The organism is Sphingomonas sp. GW821-FHT10F11, assembly GCF_058809095.1.
In genome coordinates, this window is record NZ_JBXASH010000005.1 from 345,154 (window position 1) to 364,812 (window position 19,659).

At 62.3% G+C, this 19,659-nt stretch carries 17 protein-coding genes; 11 read left to right on the plus strand and 6 right to left on the minus strand.

Translation table 11 applies throughout. The features are described 5' to 3' along the window. The first annotated feature begins 5 nt into the window (after window positions 1-5). From AC1RT8_RS16850 to AC1RT8_RS16900, 11 genes are all read left to right on the plus strand, one after another. A complete protein-coding gene (locus AC1RT8_RS16850; protein WP_493076800.1) occupies window positions 6-1,217 on the plus strand; it encodes a tetratricopeptide repeat protein in 1,212 nt (403 codons plus the stop codon). Between the two features lie 4 nt (window positions 1,218-1,221). Then, entirely contained in the window at window positions 1,222-2,622 is a 1,401-nt protein-coding gene (locus tag AC1RT8_RS16855; RefSeq protein ID WP_493076801.1) for an O-antigen ligase family protein, read from the plus strand. Window positions 2,623-2,634: 12 nt separating this feature from the next. Beyond that, window positions 2,635-3,657, plus strand: a complete 1,023-nt coding sequence (locus AC1RT8_RS16860; RefSeq protein ID WP_493076802.1) for a glycosyltransferase family protein — start codon at window positions 2,635-2,637, stop codon at window positions 3,655-3,657. A 199-nt stretch (window positions 3,658-3,856) separates the two neighbouring features. After that, on the plus strand, window positions 3,857-5,143 hold the full coding sequence (locus tag AC1RT8_RS16865) for a hypothetical protein (protein ID WP_493076803.1): 1,287 nt from the start codon (window positions 3,857-3,859) through the stop codon (window positions 5,141-5,143). A 24-nt stretch (window positions 5,144-5,167) separates the two neighbouring features. Next, on the plus strand, window positions 5,168-6,376 hold the full coding sequence (locus AC1RT8_RS16870; protein ID WP_493076804.1) for a glycosyltransferase family 4 protein: 1,209 nt from the start codon (window positions 5,168-5,170) through the stop codon (window positions 6,374-6,376). A 153-nt stretch (window positions 6,377-6,529) separates the two neighbouring features. Next, window positions 6,530-7,360, plus strand: coding sequence for an FkbM family methyltransferase (locus AC1RT8_RS16875; protein WP_493076805.1), 831 nt, complete (start codon window positions 6,530-6,532; stop codon window positions 7,358-7,360). Next, a complete protein-coding gene (locus tag AC1RT8_RS16880) occupies window positions 7,357-8,484 on the plus strand; it encodes a glycosyltransferase family 4 protein (protein ID WP_493076806.1) in 1,128 nt (375 codons plus the stop codon). Before AC1RT8_RS16875 ends, AC1RT8_RS16880 begins: the two co-directional genes overlap by 4 nt. A 33-nt stretch (window positions 8,485-8,517) precedes the next feature. Beyond that, window positions 8,518-9,777 (plus strand): glycosyltransferase family 4 protein, encoded by a 1,260-nt coding sequence (locus AC1RT8_RS16885; RefSeq protein ID WP_493076807.1) that lies wholly within the window; start codon window positions 8,518-8,520, stop codon window positions 9,775-9,777. After that, on the plus strand, window positions 9,777-10,952 hold the full coding sequence (locus AC1RT8_RS16890) for a glycosyltransferase (protein ID WP_493076808.1): 1,176 nt from the start codon (window positions 9,777-9,779) through the stop codon (window positions 10,950-10,952). Before AC1RT8_RS16885 ends, AC1RT8_RS16890 begins: the two co-directional genes overlap by 1 nt. A 2-nt stretch (window positions 10,953-10,954) precedes the next feature. Next, window positions 10,955-11,533, plus strand: a complete 579-nt coding sequence (locus AC1RT8_RS16895; protein ID WP_493076809.1) for an LbetaH domain-containing protein — start codon at window positions 10,955-10,957, stop codon at window positions 11,531-11,533. Next, window positions 11,530-12,357, plus strand: coding sequence for a glycosyltransferase family 2 protein (locus tag AC1RT8_RS16900; protein WP_493076810.1), 828 nt, complete (start codon window positions 11,530-11,532; stop codon window positions 12,355-12,357). The genes AC1RT8_RS16895 and AC1RT8_RS16900 overlap by 4 nt, the downstream gene beginning before the upstream one ends. A 55-nt stretch (window positions 12,358-12,412) precedes the next feature. Here AC1RT8_RS16900 and AC1RT8_RS16905 read toward each other — a convergent pair whose 3' ends face one another. From AC1RT8_RS16905 to AC1RT8_RS16930, 6 genes are all read right to left on the minus strand, one after another. Further along, complete coding sequence (locus AC1RT8_RS16905) at window positions 12,413-13,102, minus strand: FkbM family methyltransferase (RefSeq protein ID WP_493076811.1); 690 nt, start codon at window positions 13,100-13,102, stop codon at window positions 12,413-12,415. A 25-nt stretch (window positions 13,103-13,127) separates the two neighbouring features. Then, complete coding sequence (locus AC1RT8_RS16910; RefSeq protein WP_493076812.1) at window positions 13,128-14,609, minus strand: oligosaccharide flippase family protein; 1,482 nt, start codon at window positions 14,607-14,609, stop codon at window positions 13,128-13,130. A 17-nt stretch (window positions 14,610-14,626) separates the two neighbouring features. Further along, window positions 14,627-15,553, minus strand: a complete 927-nt coding sequence (locus tag AC1RT8_RS16915; protein WP_493076838.1) for a UDP-glucuronic acid decarboxylase family protein — start codon at window positions 15,551-15,553, stop codon at window positions 14,627-14,629. Between the two features lie 204 nt (window positions 15,554-15,757). Continuing rightward, window positions 15,758-16,534, minus strand: coding sequence for a metallophosphoesterase family protein (locus AC1RT8_RS16920; RefSeq protein ID WP_493076813.1), 777 nt, complete (start codon window positions 16,532-16,534; stop codon window positions 15,758-15,760). Between the two features lie 31 nt (window positions 16,535-16,565). Beyond that, window positions 16,566-17,837, minus strand: a complete 1,272-nt coding sequence (locus AC1RT8_RS16925) for a glycosyltransferase family 4 protein (RefSeq protein ID WP_493076814.1) — start codon at window positions 17,835-17,837, stop codon at window positions 16,566-16,568. Between the two features lie 8 nt (window positions 17,838-17,845). Then, a complete protein-coding gene (locus AC1RT8_RS16930; protein WP_493076815.1) occupies window positions 17,846-19,132 on the minus strand; it encodes a sugar transferase in 1,287 nt (428 codons plus the stop codon). Window positions 19,133-19,659 lie beyond the last annotated feature (527 nt).

The following is a 19,659-nucleotide window of genomic DNA, read 5'->3' on the forward strand; positions in this document are numbered from 1 at the left end:
TCAAGATGGTGGTCACCCAGAATAGCACCACCACGTCCATCGCGTTCGCAATCCTCGGCGCAATCGCTGCGGCGACCGGGCTCGCGGTCGTCTATTCGAACTTATTGGCAGAATCTGTAAGCGACGTGCACCCGGATGGCGTTGGCGGGTTGGCGGCCGGCACCGCAGCGGCACTTCGTCATGAATTATCCGACGAGCTCGCACCGGCTAATGGCCCGAGCCTGGATGTAGAAAAGGCGAGGCATGCAGCTCAACTGCTTGCGATTGCGCCACTCGATCCAACCGCACTGACATATCTCGCGCTCGTAGCTGACAAGAATGGCGATATTGGCCGTGCCGAGAAGTTGATGACCTTGGCTCTGCGCAGCGACGGACGGTCTGTTCGCGCGCGACTTTGGCTTCTGGATCAGGATCTGCGCCATCGCAGATACGGGTCAGCGATCGACCACTTCGATCGGCTAGTGTGGATTGGCCCTCGGGGCGCCGCCGCGCCGATTAACGCAATGGCAGGGATTGTCCGAGATCCGGAGAGTCACGCACCGCTCGCCCGCAAGCTGGCAACCAATCCGCCGTGGCGCGCCAGTTTCCTCTATGCGCTCAACCAGCAGGGCGTCTCCCCCGATGTCATCTATCAGCTGACGCCGCAGGGTTCGGCAAAGAGCCAGGTGCTGTTCGAGCAGGCGGCGCTGCTCCAGTCGCTGCTCAAGAACAAGGAATACGAGCGCGCTTATCTGGCGTGGATCAACTTCCTGCCGGAAGCGTCGCTCAAGCAGCTCGGGCCGGTCTATGACCCGCAATTCCAGGAATTGCCTGGCCCGCTGCCATTCAACTGGAAGTTGAGCGACGGCAACGATGGCTCGAGCGAATTCAGCAAGCCAAGGGGGCTGAACGCGTCCTATCTCGGCGGCAATGCGACGACGCTGGCGGAACAGACGTTGCTGCTCTCCCCGGGGCGTTACCGCTTGTCGGTGATCGCTTCCGGATCGGACGAGAACAACCAGCTTTCCTGGACGGTAACCTGCCCGACCGCGGGCGAGCCATTGCGGGCCTTGAAGATCACTGGGCTCAATGGCGGCCGGCAGCGCTATACGACCCAGTTCGAGGTTCCCGCGGCCGATTGCGGCGCGCAACGCCTGACGCTCATTGGCTCCCCCGTCGAGTTCCCGCGCACGAGCAATGTGCTGTTCGAGTCGGCAACGGTCGAGCTGGTGAAATGACGCAATGAGACCACGAACCTCCCCTGGTCGCTCGACCCGCTCGGCCGCCAGCGCACCGGCGACCACGATCGGCCAGTTGCTGATCCCCGGATTCATCACGCTCTGCATCCTGCTGGGCGGATCGAGCAGCGGCGGCCAACTGGCCAATGCGGCGCTGCAGCTGATCGCCACGCTCGTGCTCGGCTACAGCGTGGCGCGTTTTGCGAAGACGCCCCTGTCGGGCTCGGCCAAGATGCTCGTCGCTATCGTGCTGTGCTGGGTCCTTTGGGCGTCGCTGCAGCTTGTGCCCGTGCCACCGTCGATCTGGGCGCAGCTGCCCGGCCGCGCCGTGCTGATCCAGCGGCTGTCTGCGGAAGGCAGCCCGTTGCCCTCGCTGCCGCTATCGCTCAATCCCACAGGCACAATCTCGCATCTGGCCGCGTTGTTGCCGCCGCTCGCAATCGGCGCCGCGATCCTGTCGCGGCCGGCCGCCGATTCCAACGCGCTACGCTGGCTCATTCCACTGATGGCTGTGGCATCGTTGCTCCTCGGCGTGGCGCAGTTGATCAGCGGCAACACCTCCCCGCTCTATTTCTACACCACCAGCAACCAGGATCTTCCGATTGGCCTGATGGCCAATGCGAACCACCAGGCGACGCTGATGCTGTGCGCGATTCCCTTTGTCGCGTCGCTGGCGAGTTCGGACAGGGCGGCCGGATCCAGGGGTCAGGGCCGGGAACTGCTTTTCGTCGCCATGGCAGCGATGTTCCTGATGGGGATCGCCATCTCGCAGTCCTACGCGGCCTATGTGCTTGCCCTGCCCGTCACCGTCGCGAGCTGGACGATCGCGCGTCCGCGCTCACTCGGCCCTGCGCGCTATATCGGCACCGGGATCGCCGTGGTGACGATCGCCGCGCTTGCCGCGGCCATCATCATCGGCCCGACCATCGTCACTGATCCGAGCATGGCGCAGAACCAATTGTCGCGGCCGGCGATGTACAAGGTGGCGGTGGACGCGCTCGTCCATTTCTGGCCCATGGGAAGCGGCCCGGGAAGTTTCGTGCCGGTCTTCAAGCTGTTCGAACAGCCCGACCAAGTCACCAACGTCTTCGTCAATCATTCGCATTCGGACTATATCGAGTTCGTTCTCGAAGGCGGCATCGTCGGCGTGCTGGTGATCCTGGGCCTGGGGCTCTGGTGGCTGCGCCGCGCCTTGACGATTTGGTTCGCCCGCTCGCCGAGCAGGATCGATCGCGCCGCCGTCGTCGCGACCGCCGCGATCCTGGTGCACAGCATGGTCGATTATCCACTACGTACCAGCGCGATTGCCGCGATCCTCGCGGCCGGCGTCGCACTGATGGCGCCGAGGCCCGAAGTGAAAGTCGAAGAGGCGTCGGCCGGCGGCCGCCACCTGAAGGCCGAATAAAGGCGTGCCGTCGTGATCGCGCAGTTCGACGTCAACACGATCTGGCGTCGGAAATTCGGTCAGGCGCTGCAACGATTCAAGCCAGACACGATCCTGTTGGCGCCCCGCGCGTGGCGGTCTGGCCCTGCCTTGCCCGACGAAGCGGGCGTGACCGCCGTCTCCCTGCCACCAGGCTGGGCGTCCTGCACCGCGATACTGGCCATGCCGATGCTGCTCCGCCGCGCCGGCCCGATCGACACCGCGATCGTCACCTCTTTCCACTATCTCCCCCTCGCCAGGCGTCTGCGCGGCCGGGCGCGGATCTTCTATTATTGCTCCGACGACTATCGCGGCTATGCCGGCTGGGGCGGCGACGCGTCGATCACGCAGGAGGCGGCGCTGTGCCGGATCGCCACCCTGTCGATCTTCGTCAGCGTCGCCCTGCGCGACCGGGCAGTCGCCGAATATGGGCTCGATCCCGCGACCTGCATCGTTGCGCCCAATGCATCCGAGCCGCGCTTCACCGAGCCGACCCGGCGCCCCCCGGAACTGGATGGATTGCCCGGCCCCGTGTTCGGTACGGTCGGCGTCTTCAACGACCGGATCGACTTCGCCTTCCTCGACCGGCTGGCGGCTTCGGCAGAGGTCGGGTCGCTCGCCCTGGTCGGCCCGCTGCAGGATTGCCCCGACCCGGACGGATCGATCGCGCGACTGCGCGATAACCCGAAGGTCCATTGGTTCGGCGCCCGCCCCCATAGCGAAATCCACGCCTGGATGGCCGGCATCGACATCGCGGTGATCCCCTACGCACCGACCCGGTTCAATCACTTCTGCTCGCCGATGCGGCTATGGGACCATCTCGCAATCGGCCAGCCGATCATCGCAACTGATGCCTGTGACCAGATCGCGCGGCAGGAAGGCGTTTTCGTCGTCGTGCCGGGCGAGTCGCTTGATCGATCGATCCGCTCTGCTAAGACGGCCGCCGCGGGGGGACGACGCCCGCACCTCGAAAGCTGGGACGACCGCGTGGCGTCCATCGCGCCGTTTTTTACATAGGACCACAGCGTGGCATCCAGACAGAGTCGCCAGCTGATATCATCGAATATCGTTGCATGTGTGCTGTTCAGCGACATTTGCTACGGTTTCGTCCCGCGCTTCAGGCCGGCTCTAGCTCAACGCGGCGTCCGGAACCAACCACTACAGCCAACTTCGGCTGGCCAAACTGGCAATCCGGTGTTTTTGGGAGGATAGGCCAATGAGTACGTCACTTATCCTTCTGTCCGCCCTGATCATTGGTTTGGGCGCAATTCCGATCTTGAGGCCGCGACTTGTCTTCCAGTATCCGTTCGTGGTTGGAATGTTCCTGTCAGTTTGGCTCCTGCCGCAAGCCTGGGCAATTGAGAGAGAGGGCTTGTCGAGCGCCTTCGACCCGACACCGGCTTGGAACTACATGACACTCTGCGTGATCCTGTTGGTTTTCGGTTATCTTGGAGGTCGAGCTGTCAGCAGACAGCGCCTGCAAGCACAGAAGGATGAGATTTCATCCATGTACAGCGAGAAGCGTATGACTCACGCAGCGACAGCGCTGTTAGCAGTCGGAACCATCTCGTTCATTCTGATGTCTCGTTCTGCCGCAGATGTCGAAAATCAAACGATGTGGACAGGGATCATTACGCTATACGCCCTATTTGCCCAGTGCCTAGTCTTCGCGGCGGCGCTTACGTTTTTGATATATTTACGAACCAAGCAGCGCTCAGCGCTGATACTGTTCTGCATCGCAACAGCAATTTTCTCTCCGGTCCTTCTTTTTGCTGTAAAGAGGGAGTTTCTTTTCGAATTTGCTATTATCGTTGTGTGCGGATTACATTTTGTTAAGGGTTTTGTTCCTCCTAGGCCGCTGCTGCTGTTTGCCTGCGCCATTGGTGCCTTCATTGTTAACAATGCCGGCGACTTGAGAGGTTACATCAAGGTGAATGACACGTCCCTCGTCGGAGCGTTGACCTCACAGGACTTCTACTCCAGCCAGAACACCACAGCGGGGACGCCAAAGGCGCCGGAGGTAGAGGGCGCCGTAACTGATATTGCTATCGCGATTGAGCAGGGCGGGTACGTCCCGTTCAGAGCAATATACAATGGGGCCGTGTGGCGTTATTTTCCAGCGTTCATTTTTGGTCGCGAGGCCAAGAATCGGATGATGATTCAAGACGATCAAGACCTTCTGAGTAATAGATATTTTACCGCGGGCGCCACTCGCACCGGATTTTCGGACACCTTCAAAGACTATTGGTATTTTGGTGTCTTTGCCTTTGCGCTTTTAGGCTTCTTTTACGGGAGCGTTTTCGAGCTTGCATCGGCAGGGGGACTGCGCGGGCAGTACTTGTACGTCTCGATGTTGGGAACCGGATTGCATGGCATTACACACGCTTTTCAGGAATTTGTGTGCACGCTGCCATTCTTGATGCTGGTTATCTGGCTGCCATTTCGATACGCGCGCATAACTCGCAAGGAAATGAAGCAGCTGTCTGGGTACGTGCCGACCTAATTTGCTGAAGTTTCACCTGCGCGAATGGAATCAGCCAAAGCTATAAGGATTGAGCAGCAAGTGCGAGCACTGTTAATCCAACCTGGCGCCAGACACGGGTATGCGCTCGCACGCTTTTTGCAAAATGCCGGTGCTCTGCAGTGTATGTACACCGACTTCGCGGTTTCGACAGGAACTCTCGAGCATGTGCTCGTCAGGGCAGCAGCAGGCGCATTTCCCAAGACCCAAGCGTTGCTGCGCCGCGTCGTTCCCGATTTGCCACGGTCCGCCCTCCGCCGCCTCGCGACCGGCGCGCTGATTGCCAAGAAGCGCGCGCCGGACGCAGCAGAGCGCTGGACCTTTCGCGAGCGCGACCTGCGTGAAGCCGACGTGATCTATTCCCAATATTTTGCAGGTGGCCTGCAATATGACGAACTGGTCGCGCACGGCGCCAAGTTCGTCTCCGACGTGTTCATCATGCCTTCGGCGCACCGTGTGGTGAACCGGGAGGCGGAGAAGTTCCCCGAATGGCGCGAGGCATCCTATTCGCCGGAGGCCGCAGCCGCGCTCGATGCGGTCAGCCAGGCGATGATCGATCGGTCGGACGGGCTGTTCTGCCCATCGCAGAGCGTGATCGACGACGTCGCCACCTATAGTCCCGCGGCGCGCGCGAAGTGCCGGCTGGTTCGCTACGGATCCGGCCTGACCTTCGAGCAGCCCAATGATCCGACCCACAAGCGCGTGCTGTTCGCCGGCTCGATCCAGCTGCGCAAGGGACCGCAATATGTAGCGCTCGCCGCGGCTAGGATCGCGCGGATCGATCCATCGGTTACCTTCGTCTTTGCCGGCGGGGTGACGGCGGCCGCGGCGGAACAGCTCCGCGCGCCGAATATCGAAATACTTGGCCATGTTTCGCGGGACAGGATGCGGGCCGAGTTCCTGCGGGCCGATATCCTCGCTTTCCCGTCGCTGGCCGAAGGATCTGCGGGCGTCGTGCTGGAGGCGATGTCCGCCGGCGTGCCGATCGTCGCCACCCGCGAGGCCGGGGTCGATTTCAAGGACGGCGAAAGCGGCATCGTGGTGCCGCCGACCGATGTCGACGCGCTCGCCGACGCGATTCTCGCGATCATTGGCGACCGACCCCGGCGCGATGCGATGGCGCGGTCGGCGCGTGCGGAATTTCAGGCATATGACGAACAAGCCTGGGGCAACGCCTTTGTCGGCGCCTTGCGCGAATTCTCGTGCGATGGTTGAAGGCACTGACCCGAGCAGTGTCCCGAATTCGAAAGACGCAGTTGCGAAAAATTGAGGCGGGACAGATCGAATTCCAGCTAATATAGGCGCGCTGACAGGAGGCTCTCATGATGGACCACGCTCGCAACCCCCGGTCCGAAGGTCTCGCCTGAGATGGCGGGCCTCGGTTCCAAGCTCGCTCGCAACGTGGCCAGCCTCGCCAACGATCCCACTATGGTCGGCGAATATCTTGCCTGGATCGTCAGTTCCGCCAAATCGGGAGGAAAACCCTCCCGCAATCTTCTCGACGGTATCGAGGTCGGCGGCTTCTCGAGTTTTTCGGAATATCATTCCGTCCCCGTATTTATCAACGCAGCGGAGCGGCGTTTCTTCGAGCAGAGTCCGTTCGGCGAGGGACCGATCCTCGATGTCGGCGCGAATATCGGTCTGGTCAGCCTGTTGCTCGCCCGCCGCTTCCCGGACCGGGCAATCCACGCCTTCGAACCCAATCCGACCACGTTCGAGACGCTCGAAGCAAACATCGCCCGCAACGGCGCGAGCAAAGTGTCCTGCCATCGCTACGCCGTGTCCGACGCGGACGGGACGGTGTTGTTCGACAACGATCCCATCGCGCGCGGCACGGCGAGCATCAGCAGGGATGGCAGCCGCCATGCCGCCGAGGTGCCGGCAATCACGCTGGACAGCTTCGTCGCGAAGCACGCGATCACCTCCATCGGCCTGCTGAAGATCGACGTCGAAGGTTATGAGACGCTCGTGTTCCGCGGCGCGAAGCATGTCCTGAACACGATACGTCCTTCGATCTATTTCGAGGTCTGCCCGGACCTGACCGAGCGCGCCGGCTTCGGTGCCGCCGATCCCGCGCGCATGCTGCTCGATGCCGGCTATGATCTCCGCCGCCTGACCGACGACGGCACGTTCACGCCTGCGACGATCTACGAGATCAAGGGCATCGTACTGGAGAATTGGCTAGCCACGCCGCAATGAAGCTGCTCGCCTATGTGCACCTGCGCCGGATCCACAATGCGACCGGTGCCGGCCGCGTGGTGCGCAATATCGTCGAGCAGCTGGAGCTGCTGGGCCGGGATGAGATCAGGATCCTGGCTGACCGGGCCGATCGTCGCGAGGTTATTCCCAAGGTCGGTAAGCCATGGAGCGACTATCGCTATCTTGATTTCAGTTTGGATACATCCTGGCAGCAGGCCCTGTGGATCGCGACCGACCGCCCCCGGGCCGAGCGTTGGTGGCCGGACGCCGAGCTGGTCTACTGCACCAGCGAATCCTATGTGCCGACGCGGCGCGCGAAGAGCGTCGTCACGCTTCACGATGCTTCCTATTTCGAATCGAGCGCTCTGCCCCGCGACGGCGGCTTTGCCCGGCAAAAGGCGAAATGGCAGGTGCTTTACGGCAAGTTCGAGCGCAAGATGGACATGTTCCACACTGTCTCGCACTTCTCGGCCGAGCGCATCGCCCATTTCTATCCGGCGATGCGGGATCGTCTCCGCGTGGTTCATAACGGCGCGACCGAGCGTTTCTTCCAGCCGCCCAATGCTGCCGGCGAAGCGGAGTTAGAACGCCTCGGCCTGCGCGACCGGCCGTTCATCCTACTCTCCGGCGGCCTGTCCTATCGCAAGAACGCCGATGTCGCGCTGGCGGCATGGCCGAGGCTGCAGGCGCTGCATCCCGATCTGCTGCTGGTCGTGCCGGGACAATGCACGCCCGATTATGCCGCGCGGGCCAGGGCAATCGGCGCGTCGATCGTCATGGCTGGTTTTGTCAGCGACGACACGCTCTGCTCGCTGTACCACGCTGCCCGCCTCGTCTGGTTTCCATCGCTCTATGAAGGCTTCGGCATCCCGGTGATCGAGGCGATGATCTGCGGTACGGCGGTGGTCGCAAGCAACAGCTCCTCCATTCCCGAAGTGGCGGGTGACGCGGCGGTGCTGGTCGATCCGTCGCTGCCGGACGACCATGTCGCCGCGCTCGACGGGCTTCTGACGGATGATTCGGCGCGACACGACCTCGTGACCCGTGGGATCGAGCGCGGTCGGGCCTTCACCTGGAAAGCGGCGGCTACGACGCTTCGCGGCTATCTGGGCGAACTGGCCTGATCAAGGTTAGGGTGAGTAAAGTTTCTCTCGCAGTTGCAACAAAAGCGCGATACCAGCCCTGAGTACGCAAGGAGCGGCAATATTCGCGTAGCGATCGCCTTCGACAATTTCGGCCCCTACCACATCGCCCGTCTCAACGCGGCGGCGAAGGAGGTCGAGGTCCTTGCGGTCGAGCGCGCATCGACCAGCGCACTCTATGCGTGGGATTCGCCGGAGGTCCCGGCAGGGATGAGGCGGGTCGTTCTCAGTACCGAGAAACGCTCTGGGAACGCGGCCGACGTCTTCGCTGCGATCGAGGCGAAGGTGGCGCCGTTCAGGCCGGATGCGATCGCGGTGCCCGGATGGTCGTCCCAGATGGCGCTTGCGCTTGCAAGTTGGGCGGTCGCTCGAGGCATCCCGGTGATCGCGATGTCGGAGACCAATCCCTGGGACTTCCGGCGCAAATGGACGACCGAGTTCCTCAAACGGCGCGTCTTCGAATATTTCACCGCCGGCCTCTGCACCAGTGACGGACAGGCTGAATATCTCCACGCGCTCGGCTTGCCGCGCGCGACGATTTTCCGTGGCTACAACGTCGTCGACAATGATTATTTCCACCGCATGGCGGAGGCCGCCCGCAACGCGCCCATGCCGGGCGGCCAGGACGGCGCAGCGCTTCCCGAGGCAACCCGGGGCCGGTATTTCCTCGCCTCGAACCGCTTCATCCCCAAGAAGAACCTCGCGCTCATGCTGGAGGCCTATGCCAGCTTCCGTCAGGGCCGCGGTGACGATCCGGCCGACTGGCCGCTGGTGCTGCTCGGCGACGGCGACCTGCGCGCTTCCCTTGAGCAGCAGCGTACCGCACTGGGCCTTGACGGCCATGTTCATATGCCGGGCTTCCGGCAGTATGAGGAGCTGCCGTCCTATTACGGAACGGCCGGATGTTTCGTGCACGCGAGCACGGTGGAGCAATGGGGCCTGGTTGTAAATGAAGCGATGGCGGCGAGCCTGCCGGTGATCGTGTCGGATCGGTGCGGGTGCGCCTCCGTCCTGGTTCGCGACGGGGTGAACGGCTTCACTTTCTCGCCTGACGATGTGGGAGCGTTGACAGGAGCAATGAAGGTAATCGCGGACGTGGACGACGATAATGCCATGCGCCGGGCGAGCCTGGCGCTGGTGGCGGAATGCGCCCCGGAGCGATTCGGCCAGGGCTTGGCCGGAGCGGCGCGTTATGGCGCCGCGGCACGGCGCATCAGGCCCTCGCTGATCGCCAGGATCGTCATGATGTTCGCCCTGCGCAGGATGTCGGCCTGATGACCGCCCGTGTCACGCCGCTGAACCTCGGCATCCTCACCACCTCGCTGAGTTCGGGTGCCGGCGGCCTGTTCGAATCGGTCCGCCTGCCCGCCAATCTCATGCACGAACGCGGGCACAACGTGTCGGTCTATGGTGTCGCCGATGCCGGGCTGGCTGCTGTGCGCGACGCTTGGAAGGTTAGCAACTTCCGCGCTTTCCCATCGATCGGACCCAGTCGATTCGGCTATGCGCCGGGGCTGAGCCGCGAGCTCAATACCCATGCATATGACGCGCTCCATCTGCACGGTCTGTGGAACCATACGTCGGTCGCAGCGCGTAGCTGGAACCGCAAGAATGGCGGCGCGCTGGTGATATCGCCGCACGGGATGCTTGATCCCTGGGCTCAGCGGAACAGCCATATCAAGAAGCGCGTGGCGAAATGGGCGTTCGAGAATGCCAATCTGCGATCGGCCGGCGTCCTCAGGGCCTTGTGCTGGGCCGAAGCAGACGCGATCGAGGCGCTTGGCCTGGGCGTGCCGATCGCCGTCATCCCCAACGGCATCTCGCTGCCACCGACTGACTATGTGCCCGAACGGCCCGCGGATGCGTCACGCAAGAGGCTGTTGTTCCTAGGCCGCATCCACCCTAAAAAGGGCATTGTCGAGCTGATCGAAGCCTGGGCGATCGCCGCTGCGAAATCGCCGACGATCCGCGACGACTGGGTCCTGCAGATTGCGGGCTGGGACGATGGCGATCATCTTCAGCACCTCGTCCGCCTCGCCCAGGAACGCGGGCTCAGCAATGTCGAATTCAGCGGGCCATTGTTCGGATCGGCCAAGCAGGACGCCTATGCCAATTGCGATGCGTTTATCCTTCCCTCCTATAGCGAAGGGATGCCGATGACCATTCTCGAGGCCTGGGCGCATCGTAAAGCCGTCCTCATGACCTATGCCTGCAACATCCCCGAAGGGTTCGTCGCGGGCGGTGCCTATCGCATCGAGACCGCACCCGAATCGCTCGCCGCGGCGCTCAGCTATCATCTCGACCAGCCATCGACGCTCGCGGAAACGGGCGAGCGGGGCCGGAAGCTGGTCGAGGAACGCTTCACCTGGGAGCGCATCGTCGATCAGCATATCGGGCTGTTCACCTGGCTTTCGGGCCGGGGGCCCCGCCCCCATCATGTCGCCGACTGACGATGCCGGCCGAGACCGATCCCGCCCCGACCCCCCGCATATCCCCCGGCCTCGATATCGAGGGGAATCGCCGCATCTCCAACTACTCGCCCGCCGAGCGCCGCGCACGCGTCGCGTGGAGCGTCGGCAGGCTGGTCTTCCGCATCATTCCGCGGCCCTTTTACGGCGCGCGCGCACGCTGGCTGCGGCTGTTCGGCGCCAGGATCGGCCGGAACTGCCAGATATATCCGACCGTGCGGATCTTCATGCCGACCCAGCTTGAGATCGGCGACTGGTCGTCGGTCGGCGACGGTGCGATCCTCTACAATCTTGCCGGCATCAAGATCGGCGAGCGCGTGACCATCTCACAGGGCGCCCATCTCTGCGCCGGCACCCATGATTTCCGCGATCCCCGCATGCCGCTGATCCGGTCGACGATCATTGTCGGCGACGAAGCCTGGCTGTGCGCCGACTGCTTTATCGGCCCCGACGTGACGGTGGGCGCGGGCGCCGTGGTTGCCGCGCGCGCCGTTGCGATGCGCAACGTGCCGGGGGGCGCCATCGTCGCGGGCAACCCCGCCCGACAGATCGGCGAACGATGAGCGCGCTCCCCATCACCGTCGTCGTGCCGACGCGCAACGAGGAGAAGAACCTCGACGCCTGCCTCTCGCGCCTGGGCGACTTCGCCGAGACCTGGGTGGTCGATTCCCGCAGCACCGACGGCACTCGCGCCATCGCCGACCGCTACGGCGCGCGTTGGATCGATTTCGACTGGTCGGGCGATTTCCCCAAGAAGCGCAACTGGGTGCTGGCCAACCATCCGCCCGCAACACCCTGGGTTTTGTTCCTCGATGCCGACGAGCGCATCACTGAGCAATTCGTTGCCGAGCTGCGCCAAGCCCTGAATGCACCCGAGGTGCCGCTCGCCGGCTTCTGGCTGAACTATACCAACCATTTCATGGGGCGCGTGCTTCGCCACGGGGTGCCGCAGCGCAAGCTCGCGCTGTTCCGCGTGGGCGCCGGCCAATATGAGCGCATCGACGACAAGCGCTGGAGCACCCTCGACATGGAGGTGCACGAGCACCCTGTGCTCGACGGCCCGATCGGCGAAATTGCGGCGCCGATCGATCATCTCGATTATCGCGGGATCGAGCATTATCTCGGCCGCCACAATGCCTACGCGAGCTGGGAAGCGAAGCGACACGCCGACCTGATGGCGCGGGGTGATGCCGCCTGGGCTGCGCTCACGCCGCGCCAGCGGACCAAATATCGGAACCTCTCGCGCTGGTGGTTCGCCCCGGCCTATTTCGCCGGCACCTACTTTCTGAAGCTGGGCTTTCTCGATGGCGCGGCGGGCTTCCACTACGCCTTTCTAAAGCTGCTCTATTTCTACGAGATTCGCCTGAAGATCATCTCGGCGCAATAGCGCCTCCAGCAGGCCAAGCTGAGTGCCTTGCGGCGCTCAAGCAATGGTGGAGAGCCTATGAATATTGCCTCCGTGACCGCAATAGCCGCTGCCGTACACGCTCAAAAACACTCAGTCGGACCTTATCGAACAGGGAAAGCCGATAAACGTTAGTGTTAACGAGGAGGACGTCCCCACGGGTTCTAAACGAAAAGTTGAACGCCGCAAAACCTAGGGATTTGAGTCGCGCGATTGCCTGGTCCGTCTGACTGCTGGTTATATAGCCGCAGAAGTCGTGAAATTCTACGGTGATCTGTCCTATCTTCTGTAGTTGCTCGTCGCTCAGACTCTCCAGCGCAACTATCTCGGCACCCTCAATATCGAGCTTCAGCAGATCGATACCATCCGGGGCTATCTCTCGCAGAAAATTGCCGAGGCCGCGGGCTTGTACAACGATGTGTCGCTCGTCGGATACTGCACTCGTGGTCTCGATATGGGAAGCTTCTGGATTATCCTCGATTGCAAACGAAAGTTTGCCATCCTGACCTGCGATTGCAAAATTGTATCCAATTGCCCCATTCGGGAGTTCCATTCGCATGAACAGGCTGGGGGATGCCTCGACCGAATGACATCTAGCGTTCCAGGCCTTTGCCACGCTCCGCGCGAATTCGCCCTTATGCGCACCTCCGTCGAGCACCAACGGCGATGATCCCGGCGTGAATGCCAGAACGGTATGACCGCGATGATTTTCAACCATATTTTTCATAATAGGCGCCATGGATGAACCTCAACTATTTGCCTGTAACATTGCGCAGGAAAGCTGCCCGCCACAGTCGCTTTACGAAGGACACCAAATCCCAGAAAGCACGATCCAGCTGAGAAGGCCGAGTTTTGATCACCAACGCCAGCGAACCGCCCGTCATCAGAAGGCCCAATGAACAGTATAGGATAGGCGAAAAAGGCGCCATGCTAAGAAGCAGCGAGACAAGGAGCAGCGCGAAAGATGCTCCGACGGAATGGATCAGCATCGGCCATGACCGCGTCAGCGTTGTTCTGGCGCATAAATAAATGGCGTTCCGCAGTGCATACGCGACGGCGGCTCCCAACACTCCCCACTGCCCCACGAATAGGTACAAGGCGCCAATATAAGGAAGAACCACGACGCCGGCGGCAATGAGATTGATTCTTGGCCGACCCAATCCCAAAACCCTGTAATACAATACTAGCGATACCGTCTCAATCCAATATGCGAAACACAACATCTTAAGTGTACTGGCGGCCTGAGACGCGAACTGAGCGCCAAGCCAAAGCATAAGGAATGCCTTCGCCAAAAACATACCCGCGATGAAGCAGGGGGTTAATGCGCCCACCATCTGCAATATTTTGCGCGCAAGGAGCAACTCTTCTTCCTCGGTGCTACGTGCAGCCTGCGGCACCGCCGCGCCAGCGAGGCTGTTCGGGACAATCAGAACTCTTGACAAGATGCTTGACGGCACCGCGTAATAAGTAACTGCGGCCGAACCCGCTATTGCACCCAGAAGAAACCGATCGGCTCCTGAAACAGCGAGTTCTACAATTCCACTAAGTGATGCCCATGCCCCATAATCCAAAAGTACGCGCGCAGCATCGACGGATACCCGGGGTCGCGCTCCTTCCAATACCACGATATGCGCGAGTGCAATTGCGCATATGAGGGTCATCAAGCGCGACAATAAGGTCGCGACAATGAGAACATGGAGTGAGGGAGAGATAAAGACCGCAGCCGCGACCGGCAGCAATATAGAAAGAACTAACGATACCGTGCCGAACACAGCTGTCGTCGCAAACATTTGGCGCCCTCGAAAGAGGCCACCGATCGCAGACAACAATACAGTGCAAATCCCGATCGCTACAAGAGAAGGTCCCGAGGCGACAAGCTCCGCCTTTACGGAAATACTTAAGTTGAACAGATTGCCCAAGCCTCCGCCAATGAGGCCAAAAAGGACCGCACCAGCGACCAGTCCAAAAGGGAGGCTGATGATCAAGCCCGTCCAAAAAAACTGAGATTGCTCACTTACAGTGTCTTCTGATTTCGTGGCAATTATGTAGCCGAGGGCAATCCCCATGCCGAAGTCAAAGGCAGAGAAAAACGCCAGGAAAGCCCATACGATAGCTAAAAGCCCATATCGCTCCGGTCCAACCGTGTGGAGATACAGCGGCGTCAGCGCGGCATATAGGATGAGCCCGATTATGCCGCCGGCAAGATTGATCAAACTGTTGCGGCGAAGTTGCATATGGGTGTGATGCGCTTTCAGCGACCACTAATTTCAGCAAAATACTCGATCGTCTTGACCAGGCCCTGACGCAGCGGAATCGACGGCTCCCAGCCCAGCGTCTCGCGGGCGCGGGTGATGTCGGGCTTGCGCTGCATCGGATCGTCCTGCGGCAGCGGACGGAACACCAGCTCGGATTTCGACCCGGTCATCTCGACCACCAGCTCCGCCAGCTCGCGGATGGTGAACTCGACCGGATTGCCCAGGTTGATCGGGCCCGACACCTCGGGCGCGGTATCCATGAACGCCATGAAGCCGGCGACCAGATCGTCGACATAGCAGAAGGACCGGGTCTGCTGCCCGTCGCCGTACAGGGTGATCGGCTCGCCGTTCAGCGCCTGCATCACGAAGTTGGAGACCACGCGACCGTCGGCCGGGTGCATGCGCGGGCCATAGGTGTTGAAGATGCGGGCGACCTTGATCTCGAGCCCGTGCTGGCGGTGGTAATCGAAGAACAGCGTCTCGGCGCAGCGCTTGCCCTCGTCATAGCAGGAGCGGATGCCGATCGGGTTGACGTTGCCCCAATAGGCCTCGGTCTGCGGATGGACGCTCGGGTCGCCATAGACCTCACTGGTGGAAGCCTGGAAGATCTTGCAGCGCAAGCGCTTGGCCAGGCCAAGCATGTTGATGGCGCCATGCACCGACGTCTTGGTCGTCTGGACCGGGTCGTGCTGGTAATGGACCGGCGATGCCGGGCAGGCGAGATTGTAGATCTCGTCGACCTCGACATAGAGCGGGAAACACACGTCGTGACGCATGAACTCGAAGCGCGGATGGCCGGCGAGATGGTCGATGTTGCGCTTCGTGCCAGTGAACAGATTGTCCACGCACAGCACTTCGTCGCCCCGCTCGAGCAGTCGATCGATCAGGTGGGAGCCGACGAACCCCGCTCCACCGGTGACCATGATGCGCCTACGGCTGTTGTACAGTCTTGCCACGTCCGTGATGCCCCCGCCTTGTGAAACAGGCCTTGTGTTCCGGCGACGCCCCGAGGCGCCGTTTTACCCGATCTGGACCGAATTACCTCGCTGCTACAGGCTCAAACCCTGTCGCACCAGACCGCACACGCACAAAAATTGCTGCGCGTGCACAGTATGCGCCAGCCTGCATCATAGATCGCGCTCGTCGACGCTGATCATGCGCCGCTTCGCGCCCTCGATCCGCACGGCGGTCAGGATGCCAGTCTGATAGGCCCCGGTATCGATCCCGATCCGGTTCTCCATCTCCTCCGGTTCGGCCGAGATAGTATGGCCGTGCACCACCATGCAGCCATGGTCGCTGTCGTCGTTCAGGAACTCGTCCCGGATCCAGCGCAGGTCGTGCGTATCCTGGTCCGCCAGGCACTTGCCCGGCCGCAAGCCGGCATGGACGAACAGGAAATCACCAAAGGTGAAGCTGTCGGCGAACCCTTCGATGAAACTGAGATGGGATGACGGGATGGCCGCGCGAATCATGTTGGCTGCCTCGGCCGGCGCGAGCGCGGCGAGCCGGCCGACCTCGACGCCATAGCTTTGCGCGAATTCATAGCCGCCATAGGTGAGCCATTGCGGCACTGCCTCGGGCTCGTCGCCCAAGACGCGCAGCATCATCTCCTCATGATTCCCCATCAGGAAGACCGGGCGCATCCCGTCCGACGGCAAGCGCATCAGGAATTCGATCACGCCGCGCGAATCGGGGCCGCGATCGATCAGGTCGCCCAGCAGGATCAGATAGTCGCGCGCGCGGCCGCTCTGGTGGCGATCGCGATCGATCGTCGCGATCATGCGTTCGAGCAGGTCCAGCCGGCCATGCACGTCCCCGATCGCATAAGCGCGCGCGCCGGACGGGCCGCGCCATTCAGCGGGTGCTTTGCGCCTGGCGCGCGATTGCCTGAAACGCGAGAACATCATTCGAGCCTTTTGTGCCTTATAGCCGCAGCTAGCCCCGCGTGACGAGAGTCTCAAGCGCGCGCGCCCATTGCTCGAGCGCGGTGCCGCGCCGGTAACCCTGTTGCAGCATCGCCCGCGCCCGATCGCCCATCGCGCGGCACGCCGCCCGGTCGTCCGCCAGCCCGGCGATCGCCGCGGCAAGACCGGTCGCGTCACCCGGCGCCACCGTCACGCCCGCTCCCAGCCCGGCGATCATCGACGGCACCTCACCCGCGGGATCGCACACCGCGACGATCGGCCGCGCCGCCGCGGCGACGCCGAATACCTTGCTCGGGACGATCAGGCCCTCGAATTCGGGCCGGAGCGACAACCAATGGGCGTCGCCGACCGCGAGGCTCTCCGACAGCCGCGCGCGGGGCTGATAGGGCTGGAAGACGAAGCGTTCACGCCCCGCGGCGGCCGCGTTGCGGCGCAGCTCGGTCTGAGCATGGCCGCCGCCCACGAACAAGAACCAGATATCGGTTCGATGCGCGAGAAGTCCCGCGGCGGCCAGCAGCGTATCCGCCTCATGCGCCCGGCCGAGATTGCCGGAATATTCGAGCACGAACGCGTCAGCCGGCAGCCCCCAATCGGCGCGCAATGCCGGGCTGTTCGAGGCGGACGGCGCGATGGCTTCATCATCGCTCCAATTGGCGATGGTGACGATACGCTCTGCATGCACGCCGCGCCGCACGATGCGGTCCGCCATGCGCCGCCCGATCGCAACGGTGAGCGCCGAGTGTCGCAGGGCGATGTCGCGCAGGGCGCCCAGCATGCCGCCGACCGGACCGCGCAACGCGCTCATGCCCATTTCGATAGCGACTTCCGGATAGAGATCCTGGACCCAGTTCACCAACCGCGCGCCGCGCAGCTTGCAGGCGACGAGAGCGACCAGGGCGATCAGGGGCGGATCGGTCTTGGCAACGACGATCGTGCCCGGACGGAGACTGCGCAGGAGCGTCCAGCCCGCGCTGAGGTAGAAGGTCAGATAGGCGAGCACCCGCCCGAGGAGCCCAAGACTCGTGCCGTTCACCGTCGCCACCCGGGTGACCGCCACGCCGTTGATGAATTCCCGCGGCGGCAAGCCGGCGCCGGCTGTACCGTAGATCAGCCGGCTGGTGACGATCTCCACCGCCCAGCCCTGCCCCGCCAGATATTCGGCGAGATCGGTCAGAATCTGCGCGGTCGCCGAGTGATCGGGTGCGTAGAAGCGGTTGACGAAGACCACCCGGCGACCGGCGGTCTCGCGCGCCGAACCGCGCCCGGAAGAAGCTGGAACCATAAGAAGAGCTATTTCGAACCGAAGCCGTTGAGCATCACCACCACGGTCCGCATCGTGATCAGCACGTCGAGCCAGGCCGAGAAGTTCTTCACGTAGAAGAAGTCGTATTGCAGCTTCATGTTGATCTCGGCGAGATCGGCGACATGGCCCTGGTTCACCTGGGCCCAGCCGGTGATGCCTGGCCTGACGATGTGGCGATAGGAATAGAAGGGAATCTCCGCCTCGTACCAGGTCGACAGATCCATCGCCTCCGGCCGCGGGCCGATCCAGCTCATGTCGCCGGCCAGGATGTTCAGGATCTGCGGCAGTTCGTCCAGCCGCGTACGGCGCAGGAACCGGCCGATGCGGGTGATGCGATCGTCGTCAGCCCGGGTGATCGCACTCTTGCGCCGCGCATCCTGATCGGCCTCGTCGTTGCGCGGCCGCATGGTGCGGAACTTGATCATCGTGAACGATCCCCCGCGATAGCCCATGCGCTGCTGGCGGAAGAAGACCGGGCCGGGAGAATCGAGGCGAATGGCGATAGCGATCATCGTCATCGCGATCGCCAGCGCGGGCAGCACGACAAGGCACGCCGCGAGATCGATCAGGCGCTTGAGCTTGCGATAGGCGAGATTGGGCAGGAGCGATCCGAAGCTGTTTTCCGACAGATGCTCGATCTGCACGCGCCCGGTGAGCAATTCGCGGACCTGCTTCACATGGTAGACCGGAACGCCGTTGATCGCGGCCTGGGCGAGCATGCGTTCCCAGGGCGACTCAAGATCGTGGTGCAGATCGGCCACGATCATCACGTCGCGCCCAACCGGAACCTCGGGCTTGGCGAGCGGCAGCCATTCCGCGCCCTCGATATCCTCCAGAAAGCCCGTCCTGCCACCCGGCACGACATGGAAACGGCGGACCGCCCTGCGCGCGCTGAGATAGGCAAGGGCGTAAGCCGCGGCGACGCTGAGGGTGAAGCTCGCGATCAGGACCGTGCGGTTATAGTCGAGGCGAAGTACCACGGCGGTCAGGATCGCCAGTCCGAAAGACATGGAGAATGTCGGCAGCACGTAAATGAAAGTCCGCGTGCCGGGAAAGCCGCCGATCCTGCGCGACAGGAAGGTCGCGCTGACCACGCTGAAAAAGGACAGGACGAAGCTGGCTGGCGCCGACGGGTGGTGATCGTAATTGGAATGCAGCCCGTAGCGCGCGACGAGCGGCAGCAGCACCCCCAGCAGGATCTCGACGAACAATTGCAGCCGCAGCGACGAAATCCATCGCGCGTTGCCGACAAGGCTCGAGAGGTTGCGTTGCATCAGCATGAATCAGGCTCGATCCCGCCGCCCCGAAACAATCGCCATCGTGCCGCTCCAGCCATGAATAGCAGCGGATGCGACACATATGTCATGCCGCGCCGTGCCTTTTGTCCTTGATCCAAATCTTCGGCCAAATCCAGCCACCTCCCGCAAGTGCGAAGATATTCCCCGCAAAAAGAGCACAGATCGCACCGGGCCGCGCCATCCGCGACCATTCGTCTATCATTCCCCCGTTGCCGCCGCGACAGGAACATGCCGATCCGGCCTGATTCGCCCTCGTAGCGAGGGCGCCCGCAAGGCCATCCGGGCGAATCGTGCGACGGCGGGAAACCGGTCGCGTGTCTTGATTCGGGACGTCCCGGGCGACGGCATGCCCAATTGCCCGGCCAGACCTCGCGGATGCGGCTTAACCATTTGTTTGGTATAGAAACGACATATGGCGTTGCGCGCTACTACAGGAAACCTTTTGCGCGGTGTGGTGTTACCGCATCAGTTCGAGATAGTTGTGCAAATGCGAACGTTTTGGG